The following is a 16,577-nucleotide window of genomic DNA, read 5'->3' as shown; positions in this document are numbered from 1 at the left end:
GCCGGCCTCCGGAGCGGATCCCCGATATCGGTGTTTTCTTGCTCGCCGGCCGACAGCCTCGTCCATGGACGACGAGCGCCGAGCGTTCCTCGACGACCTCCTCGCGACGCCGAGCCCCTCGGGGTTCGAGACGGCCGCCCAGCGGGTCTGGACCGACTACGTCGACGCGTTCGCGGAGCGGGTCGACATCGACGCCTACGGCAACGCCGCGGCGGTCTACGAGGGCGACCCGGACGCGCCGACGGTCGCCGTCACCGGCCACGCCGACGAGATCGGGTTCATCGTCCGCGACGTGCTCGACGAGGGGTTCCTCCGGATCGCGCGGATCGGCGGCGCCGACCGCACCGTCTCGAAGGGCCAGCACGTCACGGTCCACGCCGAGGAGCCGGTCCAGGGGGTCATCGGACAGACCGCGATCCACCTCCGCGACGGCGGCGACGACGAGTACGAGGACGTGGCCGGCCAGTTCGTCGACATCGGCGTCGACGACGCCGAGGAGGCGCGCGACCACGTCGAGATCGGCGACCCGGTCACCTTCTCGACGGGCGTTCGCGACCTCGCCGGCGACCGACTCGCCGCCCGCGGAGTCGACAACCGGGCCGGCGCGTGGGCGGCCGCGGAGGGGCTTCGCCGGGCTACCGAGGCGGACGTCGACGCCACCGTCTACGCGGTTTCGACCGTTCAGGAGGAGGTCGGTCTCCGGGGCGCTCAGATGGTCGGCGTCGACCTCGAGGACGTCGACGCGTTCGTCGCGGTCGACGTCACGCACGCCACCGACAACCCGGACGTCGACCGCGAGCGCCGCGGCCCGATCGAACTCGGCGCCGGTCCGGTGATCGGACGCGGCAGCGCGAACCACCCGGTCCTCGTCGACCTCGCGCGCGACGCGGCCGCGACCGCCGACGTCGACGTCCAACTTCAGGCCGCCGGCACCCGCACCGGCACCGACGCGGACGCGTTCTACACGGTGCGGGGCGGAACCCCCGCGCTCAACGTCTCGATCCCGAACCGGTACATGCACACGCCGGTCGAGGTGATCGACGCGACCGACCTCGACGGGGTCGCGGACCTCCTCGCCGCGATCGGCGCGGCGGCGGGCGACGTCGAGCCCGGACCGGAGCCGTTCGCCGTCGACGTCTGAACGCGGCTCGCCACGATAAACCGGGGCACGGCGGCGTCGAAACGGAACTGTTTTACTATCGTCTTTCCTACCGTAGATTGCGACGAACGGACGTGCTCTGGTGGTGTAGTCCGGCCAATCATATCACCCTCTCACGGTGATGACCTGGGTTCGAATCCCAGCCGGAGCATTTCTTCGACGAAGCGAGTGACCCCGACGAGCGCGGCTCGAACCTATCGGTCGCGCGTCCCCTGAGCCTCCCTTCGGTCGCGGCCGTCGGCTTCCCCGCTGTCGACCGACACCGCCTCCTGCTCGAATCCCGCCGCGTCTCCGCGCCAGCGCCGCGACCAGACGAACGGGGAGCCGTCCAGCGCGCAGATGACGTACGAGTAGCCGGGCCGCCCGCTCGAACTCGATCACGCATCGCCCGACGGGCGGCCGCCGGACAGAGTCCGTCTCGGTCGGGCGACGGCGCCCCGGCGTCGCAGTTCCCCGTCGAAGGTAGCGGCAGGTGTTGGGAGGGCGAAACGGACTTCACCGGGTAGCGTGTGAGAGATTCTCATGAGCGACGCCGCACTCCCCGCGCCGACCGCCGACGAGGCGCTCCACACGACCGTCGACATTCCCTTCGAGGACGCGGTGCCGTTCGTCCAGCTCGAACACGAGCTCGCCGACTTCGAGACGGTGCGCGTCACGCGGCTCGACGAGATGATCCAGGGGATGCTCGGCCACGACGACGTGGAGCGGACGGCGCTGATCGTCGTCTGCCACCCCGAAATCGCGTACGACGCGCTGCGCATCGACCCCACCCTGGCGGGAATGCTTCCGTGTACCACCGTCGTGTACGAGCGCGCCGGCGACGACCGCGTCCACGTCCACCACGTGTCGGCGACGAAGGCGATCCGCGACCTCGGCTGCGCGTCGGCCGCCGGGGTCGACGAGAACGCCGTCGAGGACCTCGTGACGAAGACCGGCGAGCTGATGGCGATCGTCTGGGAGAACATCGAGACGCACGGGCAGGCGTGACCGCGCTCCGAGCCCGCCCCGCCGTCGCCGGCTCGGTCGACGGCGGCCGCCAAGCGAGGGTTTAATTCCGACAGCGCGCGAGGGCGTCGTGTGGACTCGAGCCGGATCCCCGACGAATTTCCCGCGCCGAGCTTCCGCGGCGCACAGGAGCGGGCCCTCGACGACATCCGCGACGCCTTCGCGGCGGGCAACCGGGTCGTGCTGGTGCGCGCGCCGACGGGCAGCGGCAAGTCGCTGCTCGCCCGGGCGATCATGGGCGCGGCCGAGACCGCGGGCGAGGCGGCGCCGAGCGAGGCGACCGGCGCCTACTACACGACCCCGCAGGTGTCGCAGATCGACGACGTCGCGGCCGACGACCTGCTCGACGACCTCGCGGTGATCCGCGGGAAGTCGAACTACGACTGCGTGCTCCCGGGCGAGCACGACACGCCCGTGAACCGCGCGCCCTGCGCGCGCCAGCAGGGGTTCGACTGCTCGATCCGGCACCGCTGTCCGTACTTCTCCGACCGCGCCATCGCCTCCGGGAACCGCTTCGCCGCCATGACGCTCGCGTACTTCATGCGCACCGCCGGCTCCGAGGTGTTCCGCAAGCGCGACGTGGTCGTGATCGACGAGGCGCACGGGCTCGCGGAGTGGGCCGAGATGTACGCCACCATCGAGATCTCGCCCGAGCGCGTCCCGGTGTGGGACGACGTCGGCGTCCCCGACGTCGCGGCCGACGCCGGCCCGGAGGAGGACGCGATAGACCGGACCGCGCGGTTCGTCGAGACCCTCCGCGACGTGTCGATCCGCGCGAAAGACGAGCTGGTCGGGCGACCGGAACTCGACCGCGAGGAGGTCGCCCGACGCGACCGCCTTCAGGAACTCATCGGCGAGCTCGGCTGGTTCCTCGAGGATTACCGCGATCCGGAGACGCCGACCACGTGGGTCGTCGACCAGCCGGGCGGCGAGGAGTCGACGATAGCGATCAAGCCGCTCGACCCCGCGCGGTACCTCAGGCACACGGTGTGGGACCGCGGCAACCGGTTCGCGCTGCTGTCGGCGACGATCCTCTCGAAGGAGGCGTTCTGCCGCGGCGTCGGGCTCGACCCCGCCGACGTCGCCCTCGTCGACGTCGAGCACACGTTCCCGCTCGCGAACCGCCCGCTGTACGACGTGACGCAGGGGTCGATGACGTACGAGCACCGCGACGAGACGACCCCGAAGATCGCCCGGCTGATCGTCCGACTGATGGCGGAACATCCCGACGAGAAGGGGCTCGTCCACGCGCACTCGTACGACATCGCCGAGCGGCTCACCGAGCGCCTCGGCGAGTTCGGCGTCGCCGCGCGCGTCAGGCGCCACGATCGGCAGAATCGCGACGCGGAGCTGGAGGCGTGGAAGTCGAGCTCGGACCCGGAGGTGTTCGTCTCCGTGAAGATGGAGGAGGCGCTGGACCTGAAGGACGCCCTGTGTCGATGGCAGGTGGTGTGTAAGGCGCCGTATCGGAACACGAACGACTCGCGGGTCGCCCGCCGGCTCGAAGACGGCCAGTGGGCGTGGTACCACCGCACCGCGCTGCGTACCGTCATCCAGGCGTGCGGCCGGGTCGTCCGGTCGCCCGACGACTACGGCGCGACGTACCTCGCCGACGACTCCCTGCTCGACCTGTTCGAGCGCGCCGAGGCCGACACGCCGTCGTGGTTCCGCGATCAGATCGACGCGATGACGCCCCCGTCGCTGCCGGCGTTCGACCCCGAGGCCGCGCTCGCCGGAATCGACGCGTCGCCCTCGAACGGCGCGGGAACGGGGCGGCGGCGAAGTCGACGGTCGGGCGGGTCAGAGCGCGGGAACGCGGATCGCTCGTCTCGCGGCAACGGCGACTCGGAGGCCGGCGGCGGCGACCCGACCGCTGACAGCGGCACGGCCGACGGCGAGTCGGTCCGGACCCGCTCCGAGCGGGACGCGGACCGACGGAAGGACCACCCCCTGTCGGACGTGTGGGGCGACGGCTGAGAGGGCGCGGCGGCTCGCGGGGAGCGACGAGCCGCACCGCGGAGGAACCCGTTACAGCAGCGAGACGCCGTACGCGACCATCGAGCTCAGCATGAGAAACGCGAAGAACAGGGCCATGACCTGTTGTCTGTCCATGTCCGGGTGTCGGCCGTAGAGCGGTATAATTCCTGCGGGCGAGGGGAGCGAGAGGCGGGCTGTATTAGTCTCTCCGTACCGATCGTCTGTCAATATATATCGTATAAGGTGTACTAGGCCCCTCAATGAAGTAGTAACCTTCATAATCCCTCACGCGACTACTGGGTGTATGGCCACGAACGGGCTGTCGAGTGCGCTGACGCTGTACGGTGCGCGAACCCTGACGCTGTCGCAGGCGGCCGCACAGGCAGGGCTGAGCGAGGCCGAATTCATCGAGCAGCTCGAACGCCGCGGCATCGAGGTAACCGATTCCGAGCGCGCCGCAGCCCTCGGCCGCGAACGGCCCGCCCGCGCCGACTGACCGACGACACGTCCCCGCTGGCGCGTCGACGCGCCCGACCGCTTTCGCGACGCTCTTCCCACGAACGATCAGTTTCGTCTCTCCTGCGGGCAACGCTCAAGACGAGTTCGACCCGGTCCGCGAGGGAGGCGCTAGTCCCGGCTTCGCGGTGACGTTGCGGCCGGCTCCGTCCCCGTTTCGGGCACGAGGTGAACGTCGCCGTCGTGTTCGAACGCGAGGACCGACTCGGCGTCGCCGTCGACGAACGCGGGGTTCGGCACGGTCTTCGCCTCGTAGGTGACCGGGTCGAGTACCTGGATCGCGTTCTCGTCCTCGACGGTCACGACCGTCGTCTCCGTCGCGTCCTCGCGGGTGCCGAGTCGGGTCGCGTCGGGCGCCTCCGCGTCAGCGAACGCGGAGGTGTACTCCTCGCCGGTCGCGAGCCGAACGCCCTGGAGGCGGCCGGAGACGCCGGTGACGAGGACCGGCCCGTCGCCGTCCTCGGGGTCGACGATCTCGCCTGCCGCGTACTTCGGGAGCCGGACCGCGAACGTGACGCGGTACACCTCGTTGCCGTCGCCGTCCTCGGTGACGAGCGTCGGGTACGACTCGAAGCTCCCGCCGAGCGACTCCGTGATCCGCGTCGCGACGTTCTGCGCGAGCCGGTTCGAGGAGAGCTTGATGTCCGGTCCGTCGTCCGTCTCGTTCACCTCGGTGACGAACGCCTCGCGGTCGCCGTCGGCCTCCTGGTCGGCCACGTACGCCTCGGCGATGTCGAGGGCCGCCGCGCGCTCCGCCGGCGTGAGGTCGCGCTCGTCCGCGCGGACCTGAACGATCCCGGCGTAGTACCCCCCGGCGATGCGCCCGCAGCGGTCGCAGGTCCCCCGCGAGATCTTCACGGGGACCGTCACCTCCGCCGAGCGGAGCGTGCCGCGCACCACGCCCGAGAAGCGGCAGTGCATCCGCACGTTGTTCTCGTCGACCTGCTCGGGCTCGACGCCCCACTCCACGTCCTCGGCGTCGACGTGGACGCCGAGCGCCTCCGCGACCTCGTCGACGGCGACGTCGGTGTAGTCGCGCGCGCCGACGTCGCGCCACGACTCGCCGCGCCTGACGGCGCCGCAGCCGGAACACACCAGCACCTCGATCCGGTCGGGCGCGTCGACCAAGTCGAAGTCCTCGAAGTAGCAGTCGTCACAGAGCAGCGCGTCTCGCCCGCGCGGCTCGCCCGGGAGGGGGTCGCGCCGCTCGGGGACCGGGTCGCCGCAGCGCGGACAGAACTCCCGCGACTCGCTCATTGGCTCCGGCTACGCCGAGGATCCGTTTAAGCGGCGCGGACCGTGTCGACCGGGTGCCGCCGACCGCGACACCGGTTCCGGTCGAGACGGGCGGGTCGCGACCGCCGAAATGGTTTTTCGCACGGACCGAGAACGGGCGTGTATGAGCGGCAACCCCGACGACGAACGACTCGAAGAACTGCGAGAGAAGAAGATGGAAGAGCTCCGCGAGCGCAAGCAGGGCGGCGGCGGCGACGCCGAGGCCCAGCAGGAGGCCCAAGAGCGCGCCGAGGCCCAGCAGGAAGCGGTGCTGAAACAGCACCTCACCGACGGCGCGCGCCAGCGGCTCAACGCGGTCGCGATGTCGAAACCCGAGTTCGGCGAGAAGGTGAAACAGCAGGTCGCCGCGCTGGCACAGAGCGGACGGGTCCAGGGACAGATCGACGAGGACCAGATGCGCGAGCTCCTCAAAGAACTCCAGCCCGAACAGCAGAGCTTCGATATCCAGCGACGGTAGATGGAGCTCGCGCTGCTGTACAGCGGCGGGAAAGACTCCTCGCTCGCCGCTCACCTCCTCGATCGGTTCTACGACGTCCGCTGCGTCACCGGGAGCTTCGGGCTCACCGACGACTGGGAGTACGCCGAGCGGGCGGCCGCCGAGCTCGAGTTCCCGTTCGAGCGCGTCGACCTCGACCGCGAGGTGGCGGAGAGCGCCGCCGAGACGATGGTCGCGGACGGGTACCCCCGGAACGGGATCCAGCGGGTCCACGAGCACGCGTTAGAGACCATCGCCGCGCTCGACGTCGACGCCATCGCGGACGGGACGCGCCGCGACGACCGCGTCCCGACGGTGTCGCGGGCGCAGGCGCAGAGCCTCGAGGACCGAAACGGGATCGACTACATCTCGCCGCTCTCGGGGTTCGGCCGCCACGCCGTCGACCAGCTCGTCGACGCCACCTTCGACGTCCAGCAGGGGCCGAGCGAGGAGGTCCCCAAGGCGGACTACGAGGACGAGCTCCGGACGCTCATCGCGGACGAGCACGGCGAGGAGACCGTGACCGACGTGTTCCCGGACCACGACCAGACGTACGTCCACGGGCGGAACGACTGACCCTCCCGCTGCGTCGGGCCTCTGTTCTCCGATCCCGTGTTAAAGACCCTCGCTACTGTGCGAGCGGCGTTTCCTCCCTTCGTCCGCAAGGATCGGCCGCGATGGTCGACGACCCACGAGACGCCGCGGACGCACGGGACGCGCTCGCCGAGGCCTTCGAGGAGCCGGCCGCCCGACCGGTAGCGACGCGGACGCGAGTCCCGCCCTCGGTCGACCGAGAGGCGGGCGCGGACGCTGCCGAACCGGCGGACGACCGGGAGGAAGCCCCGGAGAACGACCGACGAGAGTCCGTCGACGAGGACCCGATCCACCCGCGAACCCGGACGTCGTAACCGCCGCCGCCGAGTTCGCCGACCTCGCCCCCGGTCGGCCGGACGGCGCCCGAGCGCGCGGAAGGGATGCTTTCAAGCGGGCCCTCACCGAACCGACGTTCATGTACGACGGCCTCAAGGGATTCCGCGATTTCTATCCCGGCGAGCAGTCCGCCCGGCGCGAGGTGACCGACGCGATCGAGGACGCGGCGGCCCGACACGGCTTCCGCGAGATCGCCACCCCCGCCTTGGAGCGGACGGAGATGTACGTCGACAAGTCCGGCGAGGAGATCGTCGAGGAGCTGTACGCCTTCGAGGACAAGGGCGGCCGCGGCGTCTCGATGACGCCGGAGCTCACCCCCACCGTCGCCCGGATGGTCGTCGCGAAGGGCCAGGAGCTGTCGAAGCCGATCAAGTGGGTCTCCACCCGCCCGTTCTGGCGCTACGAGCAGGTCCAGCAGGGCCGCTTCCGCGAGTTCTACCAGACGAACGTCGACGTGTTCGGCTCGTCGGCGCCCGAGGCCGACGCCGAGGTGCTCGCGGTCGCCGCCGACGCCCTGACCGACCTCGGGCTCACCGGCGACGACTTCGAGTTCCGCGTCTCCCACCGCGACATCCTCGGCGGGCTCGTGCGCTCGCTCGCCGCCGACCCCGAAGCGGTCGACACGGCGGCGGCGATCCGCGCGGTCGACAAGCGAGCGAAGGCCGACGACGGCGAGTACGTCGGCCTGCTCTCAGACGCCGGCCTCGCCCGCGACACCGCGCGCGACTTCGACGACCTCATCTCGGGCGTCGAGACCGTCGACGACCTCGACGCGGTCGCCGAGGCCGGCGGCGAGGACGTGGAAGCGGCGGTCGAGAACCTCCGGAACGTGCTGGCCGCCGCGGACGACTTCGGCGCGGGCGAGTTCTGCGAGGTGTCGCTGACGACCGCCCGCGGGCTGGACTACTACACGGGCGTCGTCTTCGAGTGCTTCGACTCCACCGGCGAGGTCTCCCGCTCCGTCTTCGGCGGCGGCCGCTACGACGACCTCATCGAGAGCTTCGGCGGCCAGCCCACGCCCGCGGTCGGCGTTGCGCCGGGCCACGCCACCCTGAAGCTCCTCTGTCAGCGGGCCGGGGTCTGGCCCGACGAGGAGCTCGCGACCGACTACTACGTCCTCTCGGTGGGGGACACCCGGAGCGAGGCCGCCGCGCTCGCGAGCGACCTCCGCGCGCTCGGCGACGACGTGGTCGTCGAGCAGGACGTCTCCGACCGCTCGTTCGGCGCGCAGCTGGGCTACGCGGACTCGATCAACGCCGAGACGGTCGTGGTCGTCGGCGAGCGCGACCTGGAGAACGGCGAGTACACCGTGAAGGACATGGCGAGCGGCGACGAGACGACGGTCTCGGTCGAGGAGTTCCCCCCGGACGAGGGGCTGCCGACCTACGGGGACTACGCGTAGCGCCGCGGCGCGCGGCCTCGGTCCGGCGGGGCCGCCCGGTCCCTCAACGCTTTTCAATCGCGCGCCGGGACCGTGGGCACGATGATCCCGCTCGCGACGGCGATGGCTCCCGGCGAGATCGGTCTTCGCGTGGCGGCCGGCGTCGCTCTCATCCTGATCAACGCGTACTTCGTGGCGATCGAGTTCGGGCTGACGCGCCTGCGTCAGTACCCCGAATCGGAGATGGACTCACCCGGGCTCCGCCGCGCCTGGGAGATGACCGACGACCTGGAGTTCTACCTGACGACCTGTCAGGTGTGGATCTCCGGGACCTCCATCGCGCTCGGTATCGTCGCCGAGCCGGGGCTCGCGGCGCTTTTCGCGCCGATATTCGAGAACACGGCGCTCGCGTCCGCCGGCGCGGGCTCGCTGCTCGGCTTCTTCCTCATCAACATGGTCCACCTCACCCACGGCGAGCAGACCCCGACGTACCTCGGCGTCGAGCGCTCGAAGCAGGTCGCCCGGTACGGCTCCCGGCCGCTGTACTGGTTCGCGTGGCTCATCTCGCCGCTGATCAAGTTCGGCGACTGGGTCGCGAAGGCGACGCTCGGGCTGTTCGGCGTCGAGATGACCGGGTCGTGGACGGAGGCCGAAGAGGAGGTGTTGGAGACGCGCGCACAGCTGCGCAACCGTCTCGGCTCGATGATGGAGGAGATCGAGCTCCCCGAGGAGCGCCGCGAGGAGGTCCTCAACGCGCTCGACGTCGGCGAACTCGCCGTGCGGGAGGTGTTGACCCCCGCCGACGAGATCGTCTCGCTGTCGACGACCGCCTCCGCCGAGGAGAACCTCGACCGGATCCGCGACACCCCGCACAGCCGCTTTCCGCTCGTCGGCGACGACCTGAACGACTTCGAGGGGATCGTGTACGCCCCCTCCATCGTGAGCCGGTTCGACGAGCTCCGGGACGGCGACCTGTCGTTCGCGGACGTCGCCGCCCCGCCGATGACGGTCTCGGCGGACGTGAGCGTCAGCAACGCCTTCGACCAGTTCCAGGCGGAGTCACAGGAGCTCGCTCTGGTGATCGAGGACGGCGAGGTCGTCGGGCTGATCACCGCGACGGACGCGATGGAGGCGGTGATGGGACAGTTAGAGGACCCGCTGGACGCTGGTAATGTTATAAAATAAGACGCGGCGGCGCGTGCCGGTGAGCGCCCGAAGGGCGCGAGACCGCACGCGCGAGGGAGTCGCGAACGTAGTGAGCGACGAGGCTGGGGAGGCGTGAGGTGCTGTGCGGTACGCGGTGGGATTCAAATGGGCAGCCGGGAGGCGGGCGCAGGCGACGTAAGCACCGCAGTGAGTGAGCGAAGCGAACGAACGAGGAGCACAGCGAGCGTGCGCCCGCCTCTCGGCTGGGGCTTTGGCGGTGTTGACCCCGGGGTCGTCGATCACATAGCGCCGAGCGGCTGGGGCTTCGGCGGTGTTCTCAGCCGATCCGGGAGCAGCTATTTATAAACGAGAAGCCAACATCTCAGGTCCCCACTTCACGCCCCCCCTCACTTCTTGTACGCCTCGCGCAGGAACACCAGCGCGCCGCCGAGCATCGCGAGGTTACCGAAGAAGGCGAGCCGCTCGCCGCTCTTGTCGTCCTCGTCGGCGTTCCAGAAGTCGTGCATCGTCGCGGTCACGACCGTCAGGAACGCGACCGCGGCGCCCGTCGCAACCCGCGGGAGCCGCCAGAGCGCGATCCCGACTCCGGCGACCACCATCATGCCGGAGGCGAACGGCGCGGCCAGATCCGGCATCGGGACGCCCGCCGACTCGGCGTACTCGATCGTGTCGTCCATGTCGCGGAAGTCCTCGGAGGCCTGCGCGGCGAGGCCGACCCCGAGCAGCACCCGGCCGATCCGGGAGGGGGCGCCGCGCTCCTCGCTCGCCTCGGGCGCGTTAGTGTCGTCGCTCATGTGATAACCAACGGCCGCGCCCCACATAAATCGCCCCGCCGGGAGCGGGTCGGGCCGCGGTCGGCCGTCGCGTGCCGCGCCGCGAACGAGCGGCCCCGACCGCTACTCCCAGGTCCGCCGGGCGTGGAGCCGGCGGACGGCGGCGTCGAGCGCGAAGCCGATCGTGCCGATCACCAGCATGACAGCCGGGATCTCGGCGTACGCGAACCGGTCGCGCGCGTCGAGGATGAGGTAGCCGAGCCCCGTGTTGACGCCGAGCATCTCCGCCGGCACGAGGATGATCCACAGGATTCCGATCGACAGGCGGACCCCGGTCAGCATGTCCGGGATCACCGCCGGGACGACGACCCGACGCAGCAGCGCGCGGGTGTCGCCGCCGAGCGACTCGCCGACCGTGATCCAGTCGTCCTCGATCGTCGCCACCCCGTGCGCGGTGTTCAATACGACCGGCCAGACGCCGGCCATGAACATGATGAACACCGCCGAGCGGGTCCCGACGCCGAAGACGATGATCGCGATCGGGAACCACGCAAGCGGCGAGATCATCCGCATGAACTGGAACAGGACCGTCGTCGCCTTCTCCGCCGCGCCGAAGTACCCGACGACCAGGCCGATCGGGAGCCCGACCGTCAGGCTGAGCGCGAGCGCCACCGCGAACCGGTATACGCTGACGAACACGTGGTCGTAGAACGCCGGCGAGACGACGAGGTCGGCCAGCACGGCGAACGCCGCCGCGGGCGCGAAGTTGGTGATGATGCCGCTACCGAGCGCCGTCACCGCCCACCAGACGGCGAGCCCGCCGAGGAGCCCGACCGCCGGCAGCAGACGACCGCTCTCCCCGACCAGCTCAGAACCGTATCGTTTCCTGTCTCTCGTAGCCATCGTCCTCAGAGATGTCGAACGCCGGCGGGCCGCCGGCCTCTTCCAGCGCTGTGCGAACGGGGTCGTACGCGACGAGGTCGTCGGCGACCTCTGCGGGCGACAGGTCGTCGAGGAATGCGTCCTCGCCCTCGACGCGCGTCTCGCGCATGCGACGCACGAGCTCCTCCGTGTACGAGCGGTACGGGAACGGGTAGAAGCCGATCCGGTCCGACTCCCACTCCGTGTTCTGTATCGCGCCCGACTCCAGGTACGGCTCGTGCTCGTCGTAGTGGGTGAGCGCGCGGTCGATCGGCTCCGGCCCCTGCGGGAGCAGCCCGCTCCCCGCCGAGGAGAGCAGCTGCGCGGCCTCCGAGCGGTTCTCGCGGAGGTACCGCTGCGCGTCGACGAGCCCGCTCATCACGTCGGTCGTCCACTCGGGCTGCGCCTCGACCAGCTCCTCGCGCATCACGACGACGCAGCAGGCGTGTTCCCGCCACACGTCGCCGGTGAAGCGCAGGATCTTCCCGTCGGCCTCCAGCTCGCCGATCGCGTTGAACGGCTCGGCGACGATGTACCCCTCGATGGAGCCGTTGTTCAGGGCCGCCGGCATGTCCGGTGGCGGCGTCACGACGAGGTTCACCTCGTCGTCGGCCACCTCGTCGGCCGAGGAGCCGGTCCGGGGCGTGAGCCCGTGTTCGCGCAGCCCCATCTGGAGGATGACGTTGTGGATGGAGTACCAGAACGGGACGGCGACGGTGCCGCCGCCGAGGTCGTCCCAGCTCTCGACGTCGGGCTGGACGGTGAGCGCCGAGCCGTCCGTGTGGTCCCACGCGACGACCTTCGCGTTCGCGTCCAACTGGTTCCCGTACCGCATCCAGACGGTCATCGGCATCAGGAAGTGGGCGACGTTCACCTCGCCCGCCAGGAACGCCTCGGCGAGGTCCGACCAGCCGCGGAACAGGGTCGGCTCCGCGGCGTCGACGTCGTGGTCCGCGAAGTGGTCGTTCGCGTACCCGGCCAGGAGCGGCGCGGCGTCCGTGATCGGGAGGTAGCCGATCTCCGCGGTCGGCGGGCCGTCCCCGCCGCCTCCGCCGCCGAGACAGCCGGCCGTCGAGCCGACGCCCGCGGCCGCCAGCGACGCGAGCCCGGACTCCTTCATGAACTCGCGGCGCGAGAGCCCCTCGGTCCGGGCCTTCGCCGAGGGGTTCCGCCAGCCGCTCCCGCCGACGAGGCGGCGCGCGCTCGCGGCCACGTCGGGGTCGACGTCGTCGGGCTCAACACCGTCGCGGTCGGCGTCGCCGCGGTCCGCGTGACTATCGCGCGTCATTGGATCCCCACCGCTTCCAGGTGTTCGAAGACGGCCGCGCGCTCTTCGACGAACGCCTCGTCGCCGCGCGACCGCGTCTCGCTGTCGATCGACTCGACGCGCTCGATGCCCGCGGGGACCGGTCCCATGACCGCGACGCGGTCCCCGAGGTACACCGCCTCGTCGATGTCGTGCGTGACGAAGACGGTCGTGACGCCGAGCTCGTCGACGATCCGCAACAGTTCGTCCTGGAGCTCCATCTTCGTCAGCTGGTCGAGCGCCGAGAACGGCTCGTCGAGGAGGAGCACCTCGGGCTCGTTGGCGAGCGTCCGGGCGAGCGACGCGCGCTGCGCCATCCCGCCCGACAGGTCGGACGTGTCCGCGTCCTCGACCCCGTCGAGCCCGACCAGTTCGAGCAGCTCGTCGACGTGGTCGTCGTCCGGCTCCTCGCCGCGGAGCCGCGGACCGATCTCGACGTTCTCGCGCACCGAGAGCCACGGGTAGAGGAGCGGGTCCTGGAAGACGACGCCCCACCGGTAGTCGGGGCCCGTCACCGCCTCGCCGTCGATCTCGACGCGGCCGTCGGTCGGGTCCTCGAGCCCCGCGAGGAGGTGGAGCAGCGTCGTCTTCCCGCAGCCGGACGGCCCGAGGAGACAGCAGACCTCGCCGGGGGCGACCGACAGGTCGAGCCCGTCGAAGACGAGCGTGTCGTCGTACCGCTTCGTGAGGTCGTCGGCGACGACCGACGCCGCGTCGTCGGCGCGGCGGTCCGCGTCGCCGGCGTCGGCGCCGACCGCCGACGCGGCGTCGGACCGGGCGTCCGGCTCGTCGCCGCCGTCGTCGGTCGCCGCGCGGGACTCGAGCGACATCGGTCAGTCCGCCGTCGCCTCGGGCTCGTCCTCCTCGGACTCGGCCTCGTCGTCCGGGAGCACGCCCTCGTTTTCGACCTCCTCCGCGGTCCCGACGTCGGCGTCGTCCGGGACGAACCCCTTGTCGCGCATCCAGTCCGTGGTGGCGTCGATCCGCTCCTCGTCGGGGGCGCGCACGGGGAGGAACTCGCGGAGCTCGAACTCCTCGCGGAGCCGCTCGAAGTTCACGTCGTCGAAGGCGGGCTTGTCCGCCGCCTCGTCCTCCAGCAGCTCGACGTACCGGTCCGTGTACCCCTCGAGGTCGTCGTTGATGTCGGCGACGGCGCGGTTCAGCGCCGCGAGGAACCCCTCCAGCTTCTCCGGCTCGGGCTGCTCGCGCGTCGTGATGGCCGCGCGGCACGGGCCGTCGAACACCTCCTTCAGCTCCTCGTCGTACCGGCCGAGGGTGACGAACGGCTCGAGCACCGCGATGGAGTCGACCTCGCCGTCCTTGACCGCCTCGAAGCGCTCCTCCGCCTCGCCGACGTGCTCTAAGACGATGTCGTCCTCCTCGAACCCCTCGTTCTCCAGCATCTCGCGCATCGAGTAGAACGAGGTGGCGTACTTGTTGATCCCCATCGGTCGACCACGCAGGTCGTCGATGGTCTCGGCGTCGTCGTCGTCGCGGACGAAGACGACGCGGTCCCACTCGCTATACGAGCCCACGATGTCGCGGTCGGTCTCGGAGGCTTCCTGAACCGCGTTCCACTCGCAGACGCCGTGGGTGCCGCCGTCCTCGTCCATGTCGTCCCACCAGTCGGCGTCGAAGGCGTTCTCGCCCTCGAAGTCCTGCGTTCCCGGCGCGAAGTACGAGAGGTCGGCCTCGACCCCCTCGTCCTCGAAGTACCCCTTCTCTTCCGCGACGTCCTGCACGAGCTTCCACGTGAAGTATTCGTGCGAGATATTCAGGTCTGACATCGAATACACCATAGTTTTATTTTGGGGTATAAATCACGAAACCGACAAACATGTGAGGTGGAACCCTCTTCGCGCAAATATTACGGGCGCCGAATATGTTCGGTTTTCGATTCGACCGCCTCGGCGACAAAATCGGCCGTAGACGCCCCGATAGCGCTTTTTCGATTCCGGGAGAGGCCGTCTTCCCGCAATCACCGGCAATACTTGGGTATTTCTGCGTTGACACCCGAACCCCGCCGACTCAGGGCCGATTGATCCGCGCCAGCAACCGACTCGTCGCCGCCGCGTCGAAGGCCATCGGGCGGCGCCACCACGGGCCCTTCCCGGAGTCGCTCGACAGGTCGGTGACGATCGGGTTTGCTTCGCTCCCGGCGTCGGGCGAACTCAGCGGGACGACCCGGTCGAAGAGCCCCGACGCTTCGGGGTCACCGACCGCGACGACGCGGGCGTCGAACGGATCGCGCTTCAGGTGCGCGTTCGTCGGGGCGCGCTCGGCGGCGACCGCGCGGTCGACGACGCCCCCGCCGTCTCCTTCCTCGTCTCCGCCCGAGAGTACCCGCTCGACCCGCATCCCCGCGAAGAGGTACGCGCCCCAGTCGGGCGCGAGGTCGTCGTTGACCGCTATCCCGCGCTCGCGGAGCCACGCGCCGTCGCGGTCGTCGGCGCCCGCGTCGCCGGGACGCTCCTCGCCCGGGCCCGCCCACCCGTACGGTCGCGGCGTCAGCGTCGCGTAAAACAGGAGCCGGTCGCCGGGCCCGAGCGCCGCGATGCGGCCCGCCTTGACCCCGTACGGGTCGCCGTAAGTCGCGCGCTCGCGGCCGTGGACCCCCGGGAACTCCGGGTCGGCGTGGACGGGCGTCTCGCGCAGGCTCGCCGGGACGGCGAAGGGGAGATCGAGGTCGCCGTACGTCGGCATCGACTCGTCGACCGGGAACCGCTCGCGCGGCAGCGTCGCCGCCGACTCCGGGATCGGAACGTACGCGAAGGAGCCGTCCGGGTAGACGGGGCCGCGGAACCCCGGCTCGTTCGTGTTGGCGGCGACGTTGACCGCGAGGGCTCGGGGGTCCGACATCGGGGTTCCGGACGCGTCAGTCCGCGGTCGCCGCCGTCGCCTCGTGGTCTATCTCCGTGCCGAGGAGGTCGAGGAACTCCGCGATCCACTCGGGGTGGTCGGGCCACGCCTGCCCGGTGACGAGGTTGCCGTCGGTCGTCACGCCGTCGACCCACGAACAGCCGGCGGCCTCGACTTCGGGCCTGACGGCCGGGTACGCCGTCATCTCGTAGCCGTCGAGCACGCCCGCCGCCGCGAGGATCTGCGGGCCGTGACAGATCGACGCGACCGGCTTGTCGGCCTCGAAGAAGTGCCGAACCGCGTCGAGCACTTCCTCGTAGCCGCGGAGGTACTCGGGGGCGCGTCCGCCGGGGACGACGAGGGCGTCGTAGTCGGCCGGGTCGACGTCGTCGAAGCCGTGCGTGAGCTCGAAGTCGTGGCCGCGCGTCTCAAGGTACGTCTGGTCGCCGCGGAAGTCGTGGATCGCGGTCTTGACTGACTCCCCGCTCTCCCGCCCCGGGCAGACGGCGTGGACCTCGTGGCCGACCGCCTGGAGCGCCTGGAACGGGACCATTATCTCGTAGTCCTCCCCGAAGTCGCCGACGATCATCAGGATCCGCTGTCCTGTCATGTGTGTAACACCGGCTGTTGATACGCGCTACTACCCAATAACGGTACTGGCGACTGGTAACACACCGCCCAATCTCGCGGGCGACGTGCTTGCCGGACAGCGGAGGCGCGACGGCGCGGATCGGTGACTCGCACTCCGCCGAGGCACTCGATGCCGGTCACTTCGAACCGGGCTCTCCCGCTCCCCGCGTCGGCCGCGATGA

General features: G+C 70.3%; 17 protein-coding genes and 1 tRNA gene. 10 read left to right on the top strand and 8 right to left on the bottom strand.

The features are described from left to right. Positions 1–64 precede the first annotated feature (64 nt). The 5 genes from EXE45_RS02145 (at position 65) to EXE45_RS02125 (ending at position 4,637) form a co-directional block, all read left to right on the top strand. Positions 65–1,141, top strand: coding sequence for a M20/M25/M40 family metallo-hydrolase (locus tag EXE45_RS02145; RefSeq protein ID WP_137693396.1), 1,077 nt, complete (start codon positions 65–67; stop codon positions 1,139–1,141). 94 nt (positions 1,142–1,235) lie between these two features. After that, positions 1,236–1,310: transfer RNA gene (locus EXE45_RS02140), tRNA-Glu, on the top strand. Positions 1,311–1,681: 371 nt separating this feature from the next. Then, a complete protein-coding gene (locus tag EXE45_RS02135) occupies positions 1,682–2,146 on the top strand; it encodes a DUF302 domain-containing protein (protein WP_137693395.1) in 465 nt (154 codons plus the stop codon). Positions 2,147–2,236: 90 nt separating this feature from the next. After that, positions 2,237–4,141, top strand: a complete 1,905-nt coding sequence (locus EXE45_RS02130; RefSeq protein ID WP_137693394.1) for a helicase C-terminal domain-containing protein — start codon at positions 2,237–2,239, stop codon at positions 4,139–4,141. Positions 4,142–4,445: 304 nt separating this feature from the next. Continuing rightward, on the top strand, positions 4,446–4,637 hold the full coding sequence (locus EXE45_RS02125; RefSeq protein ID WP_092920094.1) for a UPF0175 family protein: 192 nt from the start codon (positions 4,446–4,448) through the stop codon (positions 4,635–4,637). A gap of 131 nt (positions 4,638–4,768) precedes the next feature. Here EXE45_RS02125 and EXE45_RS02120 read toward each other — a convergent pair whose 3' ends face one another. After that, positions 4,769–5,914: a 60S ribosomal export protein NMD3 gene (locus EXE45_RS02120; RefSeq protein WP_137693393.1), complete on the bottom strand. Its 1,146-nt coding sequence runs from the start codon at positions 5,912–5,914 to the stop codon at positions 4,769–4,771. A gap of 142 nt (positions 5,915–6,056) precedes the next feature. On the opposite strand from EXE45_RS02120, the gene EXE45_RS02115 reads away from it, so the two are divergent. The 5 genes from EXE45_RS02115 to EXE45_RS02095 all read left to right on the top strand — a co-directional run bounded on the left by EXE45_RS02115 (position 6,057) and on the right by EXE45_RS02095 (position 9,924). After that, positions 6,057–6,410, top strand: coding sequence for a DNA-binding protein (locus tag EXE45_RS02115; protein WP_092920096.1), 354 nt, complete (start codon positions 6,057–6,059; stop codon positions 6,408–6,410). After that, a complete protein-coding gene (locus EXE45_RS02110; RefSeq protein ID WP_092920097.1) occupies positions 6,411–7,004 on the top strand; it encodes an asparagine synthase-related protein in 594 nt (197 codons plus the stop codon). Positions 7,005–7,105: 101 nt separating this feature from the next. Further along, positions 7,106–7,336, top strand: a complete 231-nt coding sequence (locus tag EXE45_RS02105; protein ID WP_137693392.1) for a hypothetical protein — start codon at positions 7,106–7,108, stop codon at positions 7,334–7,336. A gap of 101 nt (positions 7,337–7,437) precedes the next feature. Further along, entirely contained in the window at positions 7,438–8,760 is a 1,323-nt protein-coding gene (hisS, locus tag EXE45_RS02100; protein WP_137693391.1) for a histidine--tRNA ligase, read from the top strand. Positions 8,761–8,841: 81 nt separating this feature from the next. Beyond that, positions 8,842–9,924 carry a CNNM domain-containing protein gene (locus EXE45_RS02095; protein ID WP_092920100.1) on the top strand — a complete coding sequence of 361 codons (1,083 nt, stop codon included), beginning with the start codon at positions 8,842–8,844 and terminating at the stop codon, positions 9,922–9,924. A gap of 368 nt (positions 9,925–10,292) precedes the next feature. Here EXE45_RS02095 and EXE45_RS02090 read toward each other — a convergent pair whose 3' ends face one another. From EXE45_RS02090 to EXE45_RS02060, 7 genes are all read right to left on the bottom strand, one after another. Further along, the gene (locus EXE45_RS02090; RefSeq protein WP_092920101.1) at positions 10,293–10,700 is read right to left on the bottom strand and encodes a DoxX family protein; all 408 of its coding nucleotides are present in this window, start codon (positions 10,698–10,700) and stop codon (positions 10,293–10,295) included. 102 nt (positions 10,701–10,802) lie between these two features. Then, positions 10,803–11,582 (bottom strand): ABC transporter permease, encoded by a 780-nt coding sequence (locus tag EXE45_RS02085; RefSeq protein WP_092920102.1) that lies wholly within the window; start codon positions 11,580–11,582, stop codon positions 10,803–10,805. Beyond that, positions 11,548–12,888: an ABC transporter substrate-binding protein gene (locus EXE45_RS02080; protein WP_199233586.1), complete on the bottom strand. Its 1,341-nt coding sequence runs from the start codon at positions 12,886–12,888 to the stop codon at positions 11,548–11,550. Before EXE45_RS02080 ends, EXE45_RS02085 begins: the two co-directional genes overlap by 35 nt. After that, on the bottom strand, positions 12,885–13,736 hold the full coding sequence (locus EXE45_RS02075; RefSeq protein WP_137693390.1) for an ABC transporter ATP-binding protein: 852 nt from the start codon (positions 13,734–13,736) through the stop codon (positions 12,885–12,887). The genes EXE45_RS02080 and EXE45_RS02075 overlap by 4 nt, the downstream gene beginning before the upstream one ends. Before the next feature lie 3 nt (positions 13,737–13,739). Continuing rightward, positions 13,740–14,693, bottom strand: a complete 954-nt coding sequence (locus EXE45_RS02070; protein ID WP_158293683.1) for an ABC transporter substrate-binding protein — start codon at positions 14,691–14,693, stop codon at positions 13,740–13,742. A 241-nt stretch (positions 14,694–14,934) separates the two neighbouring features. Further along, positions 14,935–15,765 (bottom strand): hypothetical protein, encoded by an 831-nt coding sequence (locus tag EXE45_RS02065; RefSeq protein ID WP_137693388.1) that lies wholly within the window; start codon positions 15,763–15,765, stop codon positions 14,935–14,937. Positions 15,766–15,781: 16 nt separating this feature from the next. After that, positions 15,782–16,375, bottom strand: a complete 594-nt coding sequence (locus tag EXE45_RS02060) for a DJ-1/PfpI family protein (protein ID WP_137693387.1) — start codon at positions 16,373–16,375, stop codon at positions 15,782–15,784. Positions 16,376–16,577: the final 202 nt, after the last annotated feature.

Origin of the sequence: Halorubrum sp. SP9 (assembly GCF_005435015.1) — an archaeon.
Taxonomy (GTDB): Archaea; Halobacteriota; Halobacteria; order Halobacteriales; family Haloferacaceae; genus Halorubrum; species Halorubrum sodomense.
This window is presented reverse-complemented; position numbering and strand designations above follow the sequence as displayed.